This window comes from Duganella sp. AC917 (assembly GCF_979258245.1).
In genome coordinates this window covers 5732510-5749085 of sequence record NZ_OZ409848.1, presented here as the reverse complement: position 1 = coordinate 5749085, position 16576 = coordinate 5732510, and the positions used below count along the sequence as shown (strand labels likewise).

Here is a 16576-nt window from a genome sequence, read left to right as displayed (position 1 = left end):
GCTGATTACATTGCGATTACATTTTGTTATCAAACCCGCAACCCGCAAGACGGGTTCGGCGTGCGGGTTAAAGTTTGCCGTAGGAATGCAGACCGGACAGGAACATGTTGACGCCCAGGAAGGCGAAGGTTGTCACCAGCAAGCCCACCAGCGCCCACCAGGCCGCCGGACGGCCGCGCAGGCCGGTCATCAGGCGCATGTGCAACCAGGCCGCGTAGTTGAGCCAGACGATCAGCGCCCAGGTCTCCTTCGGATCCCACGACCAGTAGCCGCCCCATGCCTCGGCCGCCCACAGTGCGCCGAGGATGGTGGCGATCGTGAAGAAAGCGAATCCGGCCGAGATGGCCTTGTACATGACGTCGTCGAGCACCTCCTCCGAGGGCAGGCGGTCCTTCAGGTAGCCCGACGTTTTCAGCAGATAGGCCGACGCGACCATCGCGGCCAGCGCAAAGTTGCCGTAGCCGATGAAATTGGCGGGCACGTGGATTTTCATCCACCAGCTTTGCAGCGCCGGCAGCAAGGGCTGGATCTCGGCGGCGTCGCGCGAGGTGGTGTACCAGAACAGGAAGCCGATGGCGGCGCTGATGATCAGCAGCACGAACGGGCCCATCTGGCGGGTGGCGTAGCGCTGCTCGAAATACAGGTAGAACATCGCGGTGATCAGCGAGAACAGGATGAAGACCTCGTACAGGTTCGACACCGGAATGTGGCCGACATCGGCGCCGATCAGGTAGGACTCGTACCAGCGCACCATCATGCCGGTCCAGCCAAGCACCACGGCGGCCCAGCTCAGCTTGGAGCCGAGGCTGGAAATCGACTCGGAGCGACCGGCAAAGCCTATCCAGTAGAACATGGTGGACAGGCAGAACATCACGCTCATCCACAGGATTGCCGACTGGCTCGACAGCATGTAGCGCAGCCAGAATTTGGTGGTGGCCATGTCCAGCTGGCCGTCGTACATCGAGATCGCCCACAGCGACAGCAGCGCCACCAGCGGCATCAGCCAGCGCACCGGCTTCCAGTGCCAGCCCAGCGCCGCGAAGGTCGGCGCGGCCAGCAGCAGAATGGTCTTCTCGTAGACGTCCATGTAATGGCCGTAGCGGTTCAGGCCGAACACCGCGCCGGCCAGCAGCGCCAGCGCGAAGACCCAGTCGTACGTCGTCAATCGCTTGAAATAGCCTGGCGCCTGGATATAGGTTTGCTGAGTTTTAGTAAGTTCCATCGTGTTCTCCGGTACCGCTGGGTTGCTGCCTGGTTGCCATAGTCTACTCCGATCCGCCGCGTCGATGCGCGACCGACCGTTACGCCCACTGCGGCAACTTCTCTTTCAAAGTTTCAAATTCGCGTTCGAAATCGAGCGTCTTGCGCTGCGTACTCATAGCCATCAAGGCCTCGGCGCCGTCGGCGTCCGCGCGGTCCTTGATCCACACCCACAGGCGGCGCTCGCGGATGTAGAACATCGAAAACACGCCCAGCACCAGCAGCGCGCAGCCGAGGTAGACCACGTTCTTTCCCGGCGAGCGCGTCACCTGGAACACCGACGCCTTGACCTCGACGAACTCGTCGAGCTGCAGGTACACCGGGGCGCCGTAGAAGAACGCGTCCGACAGCGCGTTGGTGGCCAGCAGCAGCCAGCGGCCGTGGCTCTCGTCGGCGCTCACTTCCGGCAGGCCGGACTTGGCGCGCGCGGCCTGCCACAGCTCCCACAGGCTGCCGTTGAGGATCTTCATGAACACTTCGGCGGTCTTCTCGCGGCCCGCCTCGGGCACTTGCTCCAGGAACTGCGAAATCGACAGGAAACCGGCGGCCTTGCTGTCGCCGGCGAACAGGGTCAGGCTTTTTCGCGCCGACGCCTCGATCTGCTCGCGCAGCGTTTCCGCGTTCGGTCCCTTGGGCGCGGCGCGCTCGGCGTAGCGTTTGGCGGCGGCGTCGCGCAGCGCCGGATCGGTCAGCGCCGCGCGCAGGCGCATCCACTCGTTGACGGTGTGGGCGTCGTCCGACGGAATGCGCAGGAAGCTGAACGGATCGGACGGATTGGAGCGCACGCCGGCCAGGAACACCGTGGCGCCGTCAACCGTGACCGGCTGCATGTAGTTCTGGAATTCGCGCGCCTGGCCGGTCTTGTCGCGCAGCTTGTATTGCACGCTCGGGCCGACGTTCTTCAAGTCCTTGTTGTTGGCGTTGCGGCCCGCCGAGCCGGTGTGCTTGTCGAGGCCCTGCGCGAACTGTTCCTGAAGGCTCTTGCCCTGCGTGACGGCGCGCGCGTCCTGGCTGGCCAGGTTCTCGACGTTGAACGGCCGGAAGCCGGACCACTCGACCGTGTACTCCTTGCCCAGCGGCGTATTGCCGCCGACTTCGCCGGCGATCGCGAAGGGCGTGGTGTCGGCGCCGCTCATCGGGAAACCGGTCAGCTTCAGTTTGCTGCCGCCATCCTCAAAGCTGGACTGGTAGATCGCCAGGCCCTTGTACAGCAAAGGTTTGTTGACTTCGATGACGGCCTTGACGATTTCGCCGGTGGCGTGGTCCTTGACCTCGACCTCGCTGGCAAACAGCTTGGGCATGCCGGTGCTGTAGAAGTCGATGGTGAATTTTTTCAGCTTGATCGTCACCGGCAGTTCCTGGATCAGCACGCCGTCGGCGCGCTGCAGCAATGCGCTGTCGCTCGACGCGCCTTCGGGAATCAGGGTGTTGCCACGGAAGGTGGGATTGGCCGTGCTCAGGCGGTGCTGCTGCGGCACCGCCGAGATCAGGCCGCTGCCGCTGAACGGCGTCTTGCCGAGGAACCATTCCTGGAAGCGGATCGGCATGTCTGAATCGAACAGCGCGCCGACGCAGATGATGACGATGGCCGAGTGCGCGAAGATGTAGCCGAACTTGTTGGCCGCGCCCCGCTTGGCCGCCAGCAAGACGCCGTGGTCCTTCTCGACCAGCTTGACCTTGTAGCCGGCGTCGGCCAGGCGGGCGGCGGTCTGCTGCGCCAGCGCCGCGCGGGCCAGCGGCGCGTGCCACTGCATTTTGTGATGGAAATTCAGCAGCGACTGCTCGCGCACGTTCTCGCGCCAGCTGCGCATGTCCTTGATCATCTTGGGCGAATTACGCGCAATGCACAGCGAGGTCGACGTCACGAGCATGCCCATCAACAGCAGGAACCACCACGCCGAGTACACCGAGTACAACCCGACCTTGTCGAACACCGCGTGCCAGAACGGTCCGAACTGGTTGATGTAGTTGGTCGTCGCCTCGTTCTGCTTCATTACGGTGCCGATGACGGCGGCGATGGCGATCATCGCCAGCAGCGCGATGGCGAAACGCATCGAGGAAATCAGTTCAACGATCTCGCCAACGACGGGGCGGCGGGTCTTCAGTTCGATACCGGTGGTGCTGGGGCTGCTCATGCGTGGGACGTCTCAATAAAGATGCAACTGACAAGTGTATCACCCGGCACCAACAAAAAGGGCAGCCCGCTCGCGCTGCTGCCCTGGTGTTCGCGGCGCCGCCCCGACGGGCACGGCAAGGACGCGCTTACTTCAAGCCGGCGACGTAGTCGGCGACCGCTTTCATTTCCTCGTCCGACATGCGCTGCGCGATCGTGCTCATCTGCGCGCTGTTCTTGCGGCCGCCGGTCTTGAACGAGGCAAGCTGGGCGACGGTGTAATCCTGATGCTGGCCGGCCAGGCGCGGGTATTGCACCGGAATGCCGCCGCCGCTGGCACCGTGACAGCTGGCGCAAGCCGGCACGTTCTTTTCCGCGATGCCGCCACGGTAAATCTTCTTGCCCAGTTCGATCGTATCCTTGTTCTTGGCCGCCCCGGGCTTGGTGGCCTGGGTGCTCAGCCAGGCTGCGACGTTGTGCTTTTCCTCGTCCGTGAGCATCTTGGCGTAGGTCGTCATCACCGGTTGATTCCGTTCCACGGTGGTAAAGTTCACCAACTGCTTATAAATATAGCCCTCGTGCTGGGCGGACAGTTTCGGATTGACGGCGATGGTCGAATTGCCGTTGGCGCCGTGGCAGGAAACGCATGCCGGCAGGCCGCGCGCGTTGTCGCCGTCGGTGTACAGCGCGCCGCCCTTGGCAGCGTCAATTTTCGGCGCGGCGGCCGCGGCGGGCTTTTTCTCTTCGGCGGAGGCGGAGGCAGAGACTGCCAGCAGAGCGATGAGCAAGGATTTTACAAATGGTGAAAACACACGATTCATTCAAGCACCCTGAGACGAGTCTAAAAAGATTTTTTTGAAACTGTCGCCCACGCTAGCACGAAATATGCATGGCAACACTTCGTAACCACTCATTGTACAATAGCTTTCCAGCATATCTGCTCCCTTTTGTTGCATTTTTCCCCATCCCATGTCCAAACTCTGGCAAGCCCGCTTCTTTACGACCGTCAACCAATTGCGTGATCTGCCCGATACCACGGTGCCGGAAATCGCCTTTGCAGGTCGCTCCAACGCCGGCAAATCGACCGCCATCAACATCTTGTGCAACCAGAAAGGTCTGGCGTTCGCTTCCAAGACCCCTGGCCGTACCCAACACATTAACTACTTTTCGATCGGCGGCGCGCACGTCGCGCAGCACCGCAAGGACCCGACCATCGTCGAGGAGATCGAATGCCTGCTGGTCGACTTGCCCGGCTACGGCTACGCGGAAGTGTCCGGCTCGGCCAAGCTGCACTGGCAGCGCCTGCTGGGCGACTACGTGCAGCGCCGCGAACAGCTCGCCGCGCTGATCCTGATCATGGACTCGCGCCGTCCGTTCACCGACCTGGACATCCAGATGCTCGAATGGTTTGCCCCGACCGGCAAGCCGATCCATTGCATTCTGACCAAGGTTGACAAGCTCAACCGCAACGAATCGGTCAACGTGCTGCGCCAGGCCAAGGCCAAGCTCGACAGCTATGTTGACGAGGACGGCGAAGGTTTCCCTTTCACGGTGCAACTGTTCTCCGCGCTCAAGCGCATCGGCATCGACGAAGCCAACGACAAGATCCTGGAACTGGCCGGCGTCACCGACGATGAAGCGGCGGCCCAGGTCGAGCTGATCGAGATGGAAGACGACGTCGACCCGGACGACAAAAAATAATTCTGTTTTAGAGGTTTTCACGATGCATACGCCCCACGTACCCGCCCAATTTCCCGGCATCCGCATGCGCCGCATGCGCCGCGACCCGTTCTCCCGCGCGCTGATGCGCGAAAACGCGGTAACGGCGTCCGACCTGATCTATCCGGTGTTCATCCTCGAAGGCACGCACCAGCGCGAGCCGGTGCTGTCGATGCCGGGTGTGGAGCGGGTTTCGGTCGACCTGTTGCTGAAGGTGGCAGAGGAATGCGTGAGCCTGGGCGTGCCGGTGCTGGCGCTGTTCCCGGTCATCGACGTGTCGAAGAAAACCCCGGACGGCGTCGAGGCGGCCAATCCGGAAGGCCTGGTGCCGCGTGCCGTGCGCGCGCTGAAGCAGGCGTTCCCGGATCTGGGCATCCTGACCGACATCGCGCTCGACCCGTACACCAGCCACGGCCAGGACGGCCTGATCGACGAGAACGGCTACGTCATCAACGACATCACCACCGACATGCTGATCCGCCAGGCGCTGTGCCATGCGGACGCGGGCGTCGACGTGGTGGCGCCGTCGGACATGATGGACGGACGCATCGGCGCGATCCGTGCCGCGCTGGAGGAAAAGGGCCACATCCACACCCGCATCATGGCGTACTCGGCCAAATACGCGTCGGCGTTTTACGGCCCGTTCCGCGACGCGGTCGGCTCGGCCGCCAATCTCGGCAAGGGCGACAAGAACACCTACCAGATGGACCCGGCCAACTCCGACGAGGCCTTGCGCGAAGTCGGCCTGGATCTGGCCGAGGGCGCCGACATGGTGATGGTCAAGCCGGGCATGCCGTATCTGGACATCGTGCGCCGCGTCAAGGATGAATTCAAGGTACCGACCTTCGCCTATCAAGTCAGCGGCGAGTACGCGATGCTCAAGGCGGCAGCGCAAAACGGCTGGCTGGACCACGACAAGGTGATGATGGAATCGATGCTGGCGTTCAAGCGCGCCGGCGCCGACGCCGTGCTGACCTACTTCGCGCTGGATGTGGCGCGCTTGCTCAAAGCGGCGAAGTAAGCACGCGCAAGCACTGTAAAAATGGCCGGGTGCGATCCCGGCCATTTTGCATTAACAAGCCCGGACCCAGATTTTTATTGACGGCCTACCTACTGGAAGGTAGTATTCGTCCATGAATAAATTATCCAACACCTCCGAAGAGATTTTGTCCTGCGCCCGGGGCTTGATCATCGCGGGCGGCTATAACGGCTTCAGCTACGCCGATATAGCCGACGTGGTCGGCATCCGCAAAGCCAGCATCCATCATCATTTCCCCAACAAGGTGGATCTGGTCAAGGCGCTGGTGGTGCGGCACCGCAGCGCAACCGAGGAAGGAATGGCCGGTCTCGAGCAAGCCATCGCCGATCCAGTGGAACAGCTGCGCGCGTACATCCAGTACTGGTCGCAATGTATCGAGGATCTGAGCGCGCCGTTTTGCGTCTGCGCCCTGCTGGCGGGCGAGCTGCCGATCTTGCCCGAAGAGGTCGCGGTCGAGGTGCGCGCCTATTTCCGCTTTCTGTCGGCCTGGATGGCGTCCGTTCTGGCGCGCGGAATACAGAAGGGAACGATGCATTCGTCGTACACGCCGCAGATCGAGGCGGAAATCTTTATGGCGACGATCCACGGCGCAATGTTGTCGGCCCGCGCCTATGGTGACGCCTCCATGTTCGCCACGATTGCCAACAACCAGCTAACTCGTTATCTGTCGCAACCATAGTGTCGCCGGTCTGGAAGACGGGTCAACCGCTCCGAGACCGGCGCGTTTTTTTAACCAAGTAGGCTACCAACTAGTAGGTAAATAAAATGGAAAAGTATATGTCCCAACAAATCGAAGCCGTCGATGGCCCCTCGCAGGAAAACTGGCTCACGCGCTACTACTTCGTTCGCGCAGGTATTGCGGCCGCGTGGGTGGTCGCGGCGCTGACGATCGCAAAAGGCTCGGCCAGCGCCAGCGCCTTGCTGCTCGTCGGCTATCCGGCCTGGGATGCGCTGGCTAACTTCATCGACAGCAAGCAAAGCGGCGGACTGGCAAAAAACCGCACGCAGCTGTTCAACGTCCTGGTCAGTCTCGCGGTCGCGCTGGCGATCGCCGCCACCTTGCCCGATATGCACCGCGTGCTGGGCGTGTTTGGCGCCTGGGCCATCCTGTCCGGATTGCTGCAGCTCGGCACCGCGTTACGCCGCTGGAAAGGCTGCGGCGCGCAATGGGCGATGATACTCAGCGGCGCGCAGTCGGCGCTTGCGGGCGGGTTCTTCCTTTTCCAGGCGCAAATGCCTGCGGTACCGTCGATCGCCACTGTCGCCGGCTACGCGGGTTTCGGCGCGTTCTACTTCCTCGTATCGGCGCTGTCCTTGCGTTTCGCAGCATGGCGCCGGCGGCAATGACAGGCGTTCCAAACGCCATCGCCGCCCGCCTTCTATCGCGTCGCCGCTCTACTCCTGCGGCGTCAGCGCCAGCGCAGCGCTGAAGTCGCCCATCGGCTTGGCGCCGTTTGCCGCCAGTGCCTGATCACGCAGCGTCAAGCCGTCGAGCACCGGCAGATTGAAACGGTGCGTGATGGCGCGCAGGATCGAGGCCGAGTCGTACTGCGTGTGGTCGACCGAGCCCTTCTTCACGAACGGCGACACGATGATTGCCGGCACGCGCGTGCCCGGGCCCCAGCGGTCGCCCTTCGGCGGCGCGGCGTGGTCGTAGAAGCCGCCGTTCTCATCGTAGGTGACGATGACCAGCATGTTCTTCCACTGCGGGCTCTGCTTGAGCTTGGCGATGACGTCGGCGATGTGGGCGTCGCCATCGGCCACCGACGCGTAGCCGGGATGCTGGTTCAAGTTACCCTGCGGCTTGTAGAAGGCCACCGGCGGCAAGGTGCCGGCGGCGACGTCGGCCACGAATTGGGTGTCGTAATCTTTCAGGTGAGCCGCGCGGTAAGCCGGATTCGTCACCGGGTCCATCGCGGCGAAGTAGTTGAACGGCTGGTGGTGGAACTGGAAATTCGGCGGATTGGCAAAGGCGCCACGGCCAACCGCGGTGGCGTTGGCGGTGGTGCTGCTCCAGGCGCCGGCATACCAGGCCCAGTCGATGTTCTTGCTGGTCAGCATATCGCCGATATTCTTTTGCGTCTGCGGGGGCAAGGTGTTGGCCTTGGCCGGATCGGCGAACAAATGGCTGCCGTCGGCGCCGGCCGGGGCGTTGCTGCTCGGCTGGTACGGCGGCTGCATGGTGTTGATCGCATAGAACATGCCGCTGGCGTCGGCCGGCGTCAGGGTGCTGTCGTTGACATAGGTCTGCGGGCCGTTCAGCACGCTGGTCGGAGACGTGGCCGACGGCGTCAGGCGGACGAAGTTGCCCTTGGCGTCGACATCGATCTTCGAGATCGACGCGGCGGCCACCGACTTGTCGGCGTTCGGGTATTGCGGCGCGCACGCGCAGATCAGGTATTGGTGGGTCAGGAACGAGCCGCCGAAAGCCCCGATGAACAGATTGTCCGCCAGCGCGTATTGTTTGGCGATGTCCCACATCTTCATCTTGCTGCCGTCGTAGTAGCCCATGGTCAGGCCGCCGGCGTCCGAATACAGGGCGAACTTGTCGTTGGCGCCGCCGTTGATCTGCATCTGGTTGTTGTAGAAGCGGTGCACCAGGTCGCGCGTGATGACCGACTGCGGGATCGCGATCGGGCTATTGGCGTCGTCGATCTGGAACGGTTTGTTCGGCAGGTTGGCCGATTGCGCCTGCGTGATCACCAGGCTCTGGCCGGCGGCGGTCATGCCGCCCCAGGTCGGCGGCAGCACCGGCAGCGTGCTGTTGTCGACATCCTTCTGCGCCACGTAGCCGCCGGTCGACGTCGGGTTGACGCCGGGCACACCGTTCGCGCCCGGGAACAGGCCGTACAGATTGTCGAAGCCACGGTTCTCCGCATAGATGACAACGATGTTCTTGATGTTGCCCAGCGCGGCGCCGGCGCTGATGGCGCTGGCCACGTCGGTGCTGGCGCTCTGCGTGCCGGCGGCGGCGATCACGGCGGTGAAGTTGTCGTTCTCGGCTTTCAACTTCGTTTGGTCGTCGCCGGTAACCTTGTTGACGTCGGCCAGCAGATTGCTTTCGGCCACGCCGATGCGCGCGGCCAGTTGGGCGCTGGCCTTGGCGAAGTCGCCGCCGTTAGCGTCCATGATGGCACTCAGCTCGGTGCTGATGGCGTCGACGATGCCGGTGTGGCCGCTCGGTGCGCGAAACACCAATTTCCGCGTGACCTTGGTGCCGGCGTCGCCCGGCGCGTCGTGGCGGATGGCGTCGGTGTCGACGGTGACCAGCAACGGGCCGTTGCTGGCGCCCGTCACTTTAAAACTACCGTCGGCGCCCGTGCGCACGCTGCCCGAATTGCTGTCGCAAGTCAGCTTGGCGCTGGTGCTTTCAAGGCAGACCGCCGCGTTCTCGTAATAACTGCCAACCACCTGGCCGGACAGGGTCGGTACGTCGCCGTCGGACGAACCGCCGCAGGCCGTCAGGCCGGCGCCGACGCCGGCCGCCAACAGCAACAGCGGCAGCGGGCGCAGGACCGTTTTCAGTTTGGATGTCATGTTCTTGCCTTGTGGGTGGGATGAAAGCGGCTCATGCTAGGCGGCGAATGTGTCAGGACGATGAAATGAAAGCGCCTGAAACGTATCGTTTTGTATCGTTTTCTAACAGTCATGTAGTCGTCATGTCATATGGGTAGTCTGTGCGGATGAAAATTATTTATGCACTGCTGCTGGCCGCGCTGCTGGGCGCCTGCCAGCGCCCGACCGCTGTGGCGACACCGCCCTCCGTCCCGACCGCCACTGCCGATGTGGCACGCGCCGCCTATGCGCCGCCGGCGGGACGCCGGCCAACGGTGCCCGAGTTGACCGAGCTCGGACGCGCCATGTTCAACGACGTCAGCCTGTCGGCGTCGGGCAAACTGGCCTGCGCCAGCTGCCACAGTCCCGACAACGCCTACGGTCCCAACAACCATCTGGCGGCGCAGCTGGGCGGCGCGGACGGCAAGACCGAGGGCACCCGGGCGACGCCGTCGCTGCGCTACATTCAGAACGCGCCCGCCTTCAGCGAGCATTACCACGATGACGACGGCGACGACAGCACCGACGCCGGTCCCACGGGCGGCCACGACTGGGACGGCCGCGCGCGGTCGGCGCACGAGCAGGCGCTGGGGCCGCTGCTATCGGCGCGCGAGATGGGCAACAAGGACGAGGTGGCCGTGCTGGCGCGGCTGGAGGCCAGTCCGCTGGCGGCGAAGTTCCGCGCGGTGTATGGCGCCGATATATTTTCAAGGCCCAACGCCGCCTTGCAGGGTGCGCTGATGGCGCTGGAGGTGTTCCAGGAAAGTCCGGCCGATTTCTACCCGTACACCAGCAAGTACGACGCCTTCCTGCGCAAGCAGGCCACGCTGTCGGCGCCGGAGCTGCGCGGGCTGCGGGTGTTCAACGACGAAACCAAGGGCAACTGCGCCTCGTGCCACATCAGCAGGATCTCGCCGGGCGGCGTGTTTCCGCAGTTCACCGACTACGGGCTGATCAACATCGGCGTGCCGCGCAACCGCAAGCTGCTGGTCAACGCCGATCCACGGCACTACGACCTCGGCCTGTGCGGACCGGACCGCACCGATCTCAAGGACCACAGAGAGTATTGCGGCCGTTTCAAGACACCGTCGTTACGGAACGTCGCGTTGCGCAAGGCGTTCTTTCACAATGGCAGTTTCAGCCGGCTGGAGGACGTGGTGCGCTTCTACGCCACGCGCGATACGGCGCCGATGAAATGGTATCGGCAGCGCAAGTTCGACGACCAGCCGGCCGGGCTGGAGGGCAACGTCAACATGGATGCGCCGTTCGGCGCGCGCCCCGGCGGCACGCCGGCGCTGAGCGAGCGTGATTTCGCGGACCTGGTGGCTTTTCTCAACACGCTGACCGACGGTTATCCGCTGCCCGCGGCAGGACGGGGAAGCAAGTCGAGATAGCCCGGGTTGCGGGACTACGAAGGTTTGTCGCCGGCTATTTTTTCCAGCAGCTCCGGCGGGATCGGCTGGCCGTTTTTGCCCAACTGGCGCACCGTTTCATTCAGCAGATTCAAGCGCGCGATCTTCACGGCGGCCCAGGCGACCAGGCCGACGATCGGCACCAGAAGGGCGATGATCGGCACCAGTATCGGCGACAAATCGGTCAATGGATTCATATTTTTCTCCAAAAGTTCATCTGTTATGTTCTTCAGCCGTCGCTGCGCAAGGCGGCGATCGGGTCCAGCGCGGCCGCCTGGCGCGCGGGGAACACGCCGAACGCCAGCCCCACCGCCACGCACGCCAGCACCGCCGCGATCAGGCTGAACGGTGACCACGCCACCGACCAGCCAGCCAACGCGGCGATGCTGTAGGCCGCCACGGCGCCCAACACCACCCCCAGCAGCGCGCCGCTGACGGCAATCACCAGCGCCTCGGCCAGGAACTGCTCGACGACGTCACGCCGGCGCGCACCCAACGCCCGCTTCAGCCCCACCTCGCGGCGCCGCTCCAGCACGTTCGCCAGCATGATGTTCATGATACCAATACCGCCGACCAGCAACGAAACCGCCGCGATCGAACTCATGACGATGGCGAAGATGCGCTGCGTCTGCTGGTTCTGGCGGTACAGGCCCATCGGCACGATCAGGTTGGTGTCGTCGGCGCCGCCGTGGCGCCGGGTGATCAGCGCCTGCAGCACGCTCGCGGCCTGGTCCGGCGCGACCTTGCCGTCGAGACGCACGCTGATGCCGTCGACCTCGTCCTCGATGCGCTTGAAGTTGAACCGCGCCCTGCCCGTCTCCCACGCCACGAACAGGCGCTCGTCGTCCAGACCCAGCTTGACGCCCTCGAAATCGGACTTGGTTTGCGCGCGGTCGCCCAGCACGCCCACCACCTCCAGCCAGACATGGTTGAGCTTGAGACGGCGGCCGAGCGCGGGTTCGTCGCCGAACAGCGTGCGCGCCAGGCGGGCGCCGAGCACGCACACCGGCGCCAGCGTGGCGCTGTCGGCCGGGGTCAGCCAACGACCGCTCGCCAGGCGCAGTCCGCCATGCTCGGCATAAGCCGGCGAGACGGCATAGGCGCGCGCCGGCACCACGCGCTGCCCCAGCACCAGTTGATCGACCTTGATTTCCTTTTTCATCGACACCGACACCGCGCCCGGCACCACGGCCAGCGCCGCCGCGCCGTCGGCGGCCGACAGTCCCAGCGAGCGCGAGCGGATATCCTTGAGCTGTTCGGGGTCGATGGCCTTGCTTTCGACGAGCACGTTGTCCAGCCCCAGCTCGGCGACCAGGCGCAACGCCTCGCGCTTGCTACCCTCGCCGACGGCCAGCATGGCGACGATGGCGGCCACGCCGAACACCATGCCCAGCAACGTCAATCCGGTACGGAGCTTGCGCCGTTGCAGCTCGGTGACCGCTTCGCGCATCAATGCCAGGTTCATGATTTCACCGTTGGCGACGGCGGCAGCAGCACGATGCGCGCACCGGCCGCGACACCGCTTTTCAGTTCGCTGCGCACGGGGCCGCGCTGGCCCAGCTCGACCTTTTGCCTGGTTTGCTTGCCGTGCGCCTCGGTGTAGACGACGTAACCGGCGCCGTCCTGCACCAGCGCGATGTTGGGCACGGTCAGCGCGTCGGCCTTGGCCACCAGTTGCACCGTGCCGCGCAAAGCCTGCCCGGGTTTGAGGCCGAGCTTGCGCGCGGTGGCGGTGTCGATGGCCGCGTCGAAGTCGCTGTACTTGACAGGCGACTCCTGCGAGGTGGTGCTGGCGTTGCTGCCGACCCGCGTCACCTTGAGATCGAGCTCGGTGCCGGTGCCGGCCAAGCGCACGCGCACCGGCAAGCCGGTCTTCAGGCCGAACACCTGGCCCTCGGCGACGCTGAAATGGGCCACCAGTTGGTTCAGATCGGGCAAAGAGCCGAACTCCTGGCCCGCCACCTGTGTGGAGCCGATCTCCGCCTTGGTGCCGTCCCACTTGGCGGTCAGCAGGAACACGCCGTCGTGCGGCGCCACCAGCTCCAATGCGGCCAGGCTGTCGCGCTGCTGCGCGGCGGTGCGCACCACGCTGTCGCGCTGGGAGTGCAGCACGGCGTCCTGCGCGGCCGTGCGCGCCTGCGCCTGACCGCCCTTCCATTCCAGATATGTGCGCTTGGTGGTCAGGAAGCCGACATCGGCCAGCGCGTCCAGGATGTCGTTGCGGGGGAAGATGCTCAGGTCGACGCTGGCGTAGCGCCGGCTCAGGCCCAGGTCGTCCTCGACCTTGGCGCGGTCGCCGGCCAGTTTGTCGCGTTCGACATCGGCCGCGCTGGCGCTGGTCTGCTCGGCCAGGGTCTTGCGCAGCAGCTCCAGCTCGGCCTGCGACAACTCCATGCGCGACTGCGGCGAGTCGAAGCGCGCCACGACCTGGCCCTTTTCCACGCTGCTGCCGTCGGCCACCATGTCGACCAGCATGCGCTGGCTCCAGTTGTTGCCGGGCACGTTGAGCGGCGTGCTGGCGGCGGCCTTGATCTCGCCATCGACGGCCAGGGTTTCCAGCCATGGGCGTGGCGCCAGCGTTTCGGCGGCGGCGCCGGATGACGCGGCGTCGCTACCGCAGCCGGTCAATGATGCGCCCAATGCGATGGTCAATGAGATCGTCAATGAGATGGCGAGCGCCAACGTCGCCGCCCGTGGTTTGCGGGTATCGCGGATCATCGTTTTTTCTCCGCTGCAGGCGCGGCGGCGGCAACCAGCACCGCCTGCACCGCGGCGCCCGGCTTAAGGCCGCTGGTGCCGGCGTCGAACTGCAATTCGACGTCGCGCACGATGCTCGGCTGGGCGGTCGATTTGCCGTGGAAGGCACGACCCAGGCCGACCACGCGCGCGTTCAGCGTCTGGTTGCTGCCCGGTACGGTCACGCGCGCCGCCTGCCCCACGCGTACCAGCGACGACTGCGCCTCGGGTACGTTGGCGGCGACGTACAGTTGATCCGGATCGGCCAGGGTGGCCACCGTCAATCCTACCCACACCTGGCTGCCGGCGCTGAATTTCTGGCCATCGAACCCGGTGCGGTAGACCACCAGCCCCCGGCGCGGCGCCACCACCTTCAGCGCCGCCTGGCCCTTGGCCAGCGCGGCGATCTGCGTCTGCTGTTGCGCGATCTCGGCCTGTAGCCCTTCGCGCTCGGCCTGGCGGGCGCGCATTTGCGCCTGATGCTGCGTCAGCGCCAGCTTGGCCAGCTGGTTTTTCTCGGCCTTCTCGATCACCAGCTTGTCGTAGTCGACGCGCCGTATCAATTCCTTCGGCATGGTGGCCTTGCGGTCGGCCTTGTCGGCGTTGCTTTGCGCCTCCGCCACGGCCAGTTCGCCCGCGCGGTCGGCCTCGGTCTGGTCGAGTTTGAGCTTGTCGAGGGCGCGCAGCTTTTCATTCAGCGTTCCCTGCTGCTGTACCAGCCGGGTGGTGACGTCGTTCGATTCGAACTGGGCGATCTGCTGCCCGGCCTCCACCATGGTGCCTTCGGGGGCGATCTGCGCCAGCTTGTACTGCCAAATGTGGGGAATGCTCGGCGGCGACACCGGCAACGCACCGCGCGAGGCGATCTCGCCCTCGACGGTGAGCGCCTCGCCGCCCGGCGGCGCGACAGGCGTTGGCGAAGATGCCTTGGTCGCGTGCGGTTCGATCAAGGCGCTCATGCCCGCCACCAGCGGCAGGCCGTGGCCCTCGGGCAAGGTGATCTTGACGCGGAAGTAACGGCCCAGGCCCCAGCTGGCGCGCGCTTCCGGCGCGCTGGTGATGGACTTGATTTTGCCGATGACGGCGGCGGTGGCGGTGGCCGGCACGGCGTCGAAGCGCAGGCTGACCTGCTGCCCCTCGGACAGGTAGGGCCGGTCCGCCTCCAGCGCCCAGGCGGTCACGGCCATCTCGCCGTTGCCCAGCACCACGCCGGCGGTGTTGCCCGGCCACGCCGACGAGCCCTCCTCGAAGCGCTGGCCCATCCACGGGCTGTAGCCGTGCACCACCACGCCGTCGCGTTTGGCGCGCACCTCCGATTGCGCCAGCTGGGCGAGTTGGAAGGCAAGGTTGATCTGCAGCTTCTGCACTTCCAGCCGGCCATCCTCGCGACGGCGGCCGACCGCCTCGCGCGCGCTGACGTCGGCGTCGCGCTTGATCGCCAGGTCGCGCGTGGTGCTGCCGAGCGCGGCCTGGTGGCGGTCGTAGTCCAGCACCGAGATCTGCGTCTTCGGCAGCGCCGCCTCGACCTTGGCCTTGGCCAGCGCGGCCTGTGCGGTGACCAGCGCCTTCTCGGCCTCGACGGCGGCAACTTCCAGTGTCGCGGTGTCCTTGGCGGCGCGCGCGCGTGCCTGTTCGAGCTCGGTTTCCAGCCGGTCGATGTTGGCGGCGCCGCCGGTCTCGACGCGCAGCACCACGTCGCCGGTTTTGACGTGGGTGCCCTCGGCAACGAAATTGCGCAGGGTCAGCGGTGAGGAGTTCGACGGCGGCACGGTGATCGTTTGCGAGTCGAGCGCCTCGACCTCGCCGGTCAGCAGCACAGGTCGGCGCTGCGGCGCTGCGGCGACTGCAGTCTTGTCAGTGGTGGCCACGGAGGCCCCGGCCGGGCCGACATCGAGTCCCAGCGCGGCGGCGACGGCCAGCGCCAGCAATGCGGCCGCCGACAGTGTCAGCGTGGCGCGGCTCACGCCCCGCCTTCGGCAATGCGGCCGTCGCGCAAATGAATGGTGCGCTGGGCGCCAGCGGCAATCGCCGGATCGTGGGTGACCAGCACCAGCGTCTGGCCGCCGGCGTGCAATTCGCGCAGCAGTTCCAGCACGTCGGCCGCGCTGCGCGAATCGAGGTTGCCGGTCGGCTCGTCGGCCAGCAGCAGCGCCGGCTGGTTCAACAGCGCGCGGGCGATGGCGGCGCGCTGCAACTGGCCACCGGACAACTGGCCCGGCAAGTGGCCGATGCGCTGGCCCAGGCCGATACGCTCGAGCAGCGCGACCGCGCGCTCGGCGGCCCCGGTGTCGGCATGGCGGGCATAGCGCTGCGGCAGCAGCACGTTCTCGAGCACCGTCAGGCGCGGCAGCAGATGGAACGACTGGAACACGAATCCGATGCGGCGGTTGCGGACATCGGAGGCGGCGTCGTCGTCAAGCGCGCTGATCTCGTCCTGCGCCAAGCGATAGCGGCCCGTGTCCGGACGGTCGAGCGCGCCAAGCACGTTCAGCAAGGTCGACTTGCCCGAGCCGGACGGGCCCATGATGGCGACAAACTCGCCGGGCGCGACCCGCAAGTCGATGCCGTCCAGCGCGTGGATCTCGTTACCGCCCTGGCGGTAGGTCTTGCGAATGTTACTGAGCTCGATCATGCCGGGAAGTATCCCGGCGTCGCGATATTTTGTCAATTCCTTAACTTGTTATTTCTTGTAACCTCCGAGGGCAGCACCAACACTTCGACCCAAGCGCGGCGCTAGTGGCG

The 16576-nt window shown here is 65.1% G+C and carries 14 protein-coding genes; 5 read left to right on the top strand and 9 right to left on the bottom strand.

The genetic code is table 11. From position 1 onward, the window contains the following. Positions 1-67: 67 nt before the first annotated feature. The 3 genes from ccsB to ACZ0BA_RS25180 form a co-directional block, all read right to left on the bottom strand. A complete protein-coding gene (ccsB, locus tag ACZ0BA_RS25190) occupies positions 68-1222 on the bottom strand; it encodes a c-type cytochrome biogenesis protein CcsB (protein WP_463453847.1) in 1155 nt (384 codons plus the stop codon). Positions 1223-1301: 79 nt separating this feature from the next. After that, a complete protein-coding gene (locus ACZ0BA_RS25185; RefSeq protein WP_463453846.1) occupies positions 1302-3395 on the bottom strand; it encodes a cytochrome c biogenesis protein ResB in 2094 nt (697 codons plus the stop codon). A 127-nt stretch (positions 3396-3522) separates the two neighbouring features. Then, positions 3523-4194 carry a c-type cytochrome gene (locus ACZ0BA_RS25180; RefSeq protein WP_463453845.1) on the bottom strand — a complete coding sequence of 224 codons (672 nt, stop codon included), beginning with the start codon at positions 4192-4194 and terminating at the stop codon, positions 3523-3525. 148 nt (positions 4195-4342) lie between these two features. On the opposite strand from ACZ0BA_RS25180, the gene yihA reads away from it, so the two are divergent. From yihA to ACZ0BA_RS25160, 4 genes are all read left to right on the top strand, one after another. After that, positions 4343-5074: a ribosome biogenesis GTP-binding protein YihA/YsxC gene (yihA, locus tag ACZ0BA_RS25175; protein ID WP_463453844.1), complete on the top strand. Its 732-nt coding sequence runs from the start codon at positions 4343-4345 to the stop codon at positions 5072-5074. Between the two features lie 22 nt (positions 5075-5096). After that, complete coding sequence (gene hemB, locus ACZ0BA_RS25170) at positions 5097-6113, top strand: porphobilinogen synthase (protein ID WP_463453843.1); 1017 nt, start codon at positions 5097-5099, stop codon at positions 6111-6113. A 112-nt stretch (positions 6114-6225) separates the two neighbouring features. Beyond that, on the top strand, positions 6226-6810 hold the full coding sequence (locus ACZ0BA_RS25165) for a TetR/AcrR family transcriptional regulator (protein WP_463453842.1): 585 nt from the start codon (positions 6226-6228) through the stop codon (positions 6808-6810). A 98-nt stretch (positions 6811-6908) separates the two neighbouring features. Next, entirely contained in the window at positions 6909-7478 is a 570-nt protein-coding gene (locus ACZ0BA_RS25160) for a DUF308 domain-containing protein (RefSeq protein WP_463453841.1), read from the top strand. A gap of 48 nt (positions 7479-7526) precedes the next feature. On the opposite strand, the gene acpA is transcribed toward ACZ0BA_RS25160, so the two are convergent. After that, positions 7527-9668: an acid phosphatase gene (acpA, locus tag ACZ0BA_RS25155; RefSeq protein ID WP_463453840.1), complete on the bottom strand. Its 2142-nt coding sequence runs from the start codon at positions 9666-9668 to the stop codon at positions 7527-7529. 146 nt (positions 9669-9814) lie between these two features. Here acpA and ACZ0BA_RS25150 point away from each other — a divergent pair, with 146 nt between their 5' ends. Continuing rightward, positions 9815-11080 (top strand): cytochrome-c peroxidase, encoded by a 1266-nt coding sequence (locus ACZ0BA_RS25150; RefSeq protein ID WP_463453839.1) that lies wholly within the window; start codon positions 9815-9817, stop codon positions 11078-11080. Positions 11081-11094: 14 nt separating this feature from the next. On the opposite strand, the gene ACZ0BA_RS25145 is transcribed toward ACZ0BA_RS25150, so the two are convergent. Genes ACZ0BA_RS25145 through ACZ0BA_RS25125 form a run of 5 tightly spaced genes read right to left on the bottom strand, consistent with a single transcriptional unit; the run spans position 11095 to position 16466 of the window. Next, on the bottom strand, positions 11095-11295 hold the full coding sequence (locus ACZ0BA_RS25145; protein WP_463453838.1) for a hypothetical protein: 201 nt from the start codon (positions 11293-11295) through the stop codon (positions 11095-11097). 32 nt (positions 11296-11327) lie between these two features. After that, positions 11328-12563, bottom strand: a complete 1236-nt coding sequence (locus tag ACZ0BA_RS25140; RefSeq protein WP_463453837.1) for an ABC transporter permease — start codon at positions 12561-12563, stop codon at positions 11328-11330. Further along, positions 12560-13816 (bottom strand): efflux RND transporter periplasmic adaptor subunit, encoded by a 1257-nt coding sequence (locus ACZ0BA_RS25135; RefSeq protein WP_463453836.1) that lies wholly within the window; start codon positions 13814-13816, stop codon positions 12560-12562. Before ACZ0BA_RS25135 ends, ACZ0BA_RS25140 begins: the two co-directional genes overlap by 4 nt. Beyond that, positions 13813-15798, bottom strand: coding sequence for an HlyD family secretion protein (locus ACZ0BA_RS25130; protein ID WP_463453835.1), 1986 nt, complete (start codon positions 15796-15798; stop codon positions 13813-13815). Before ACZ0BA_RS25130 ends, ACZ0BA_RS25135 begins: the two co-directional genes overlap by 4 nt. After that, positions 15795-16466, bottom strand: coding sequence for an ABC transporter ATP-binding protein (locus ACZ0BA_RS25125; RefSeq protein ID WP_463453834.1), 672 nt, complete (start codon positions 16464-16466; stop codon positions 15795-15797). Before ACZ0BA_RS25125 ends, ACZ0BA_RS25130 begins: the two co-directional genes overlap by 4 nt. Positions 16467-16576 lie beyond the last annotated feature (110 nt).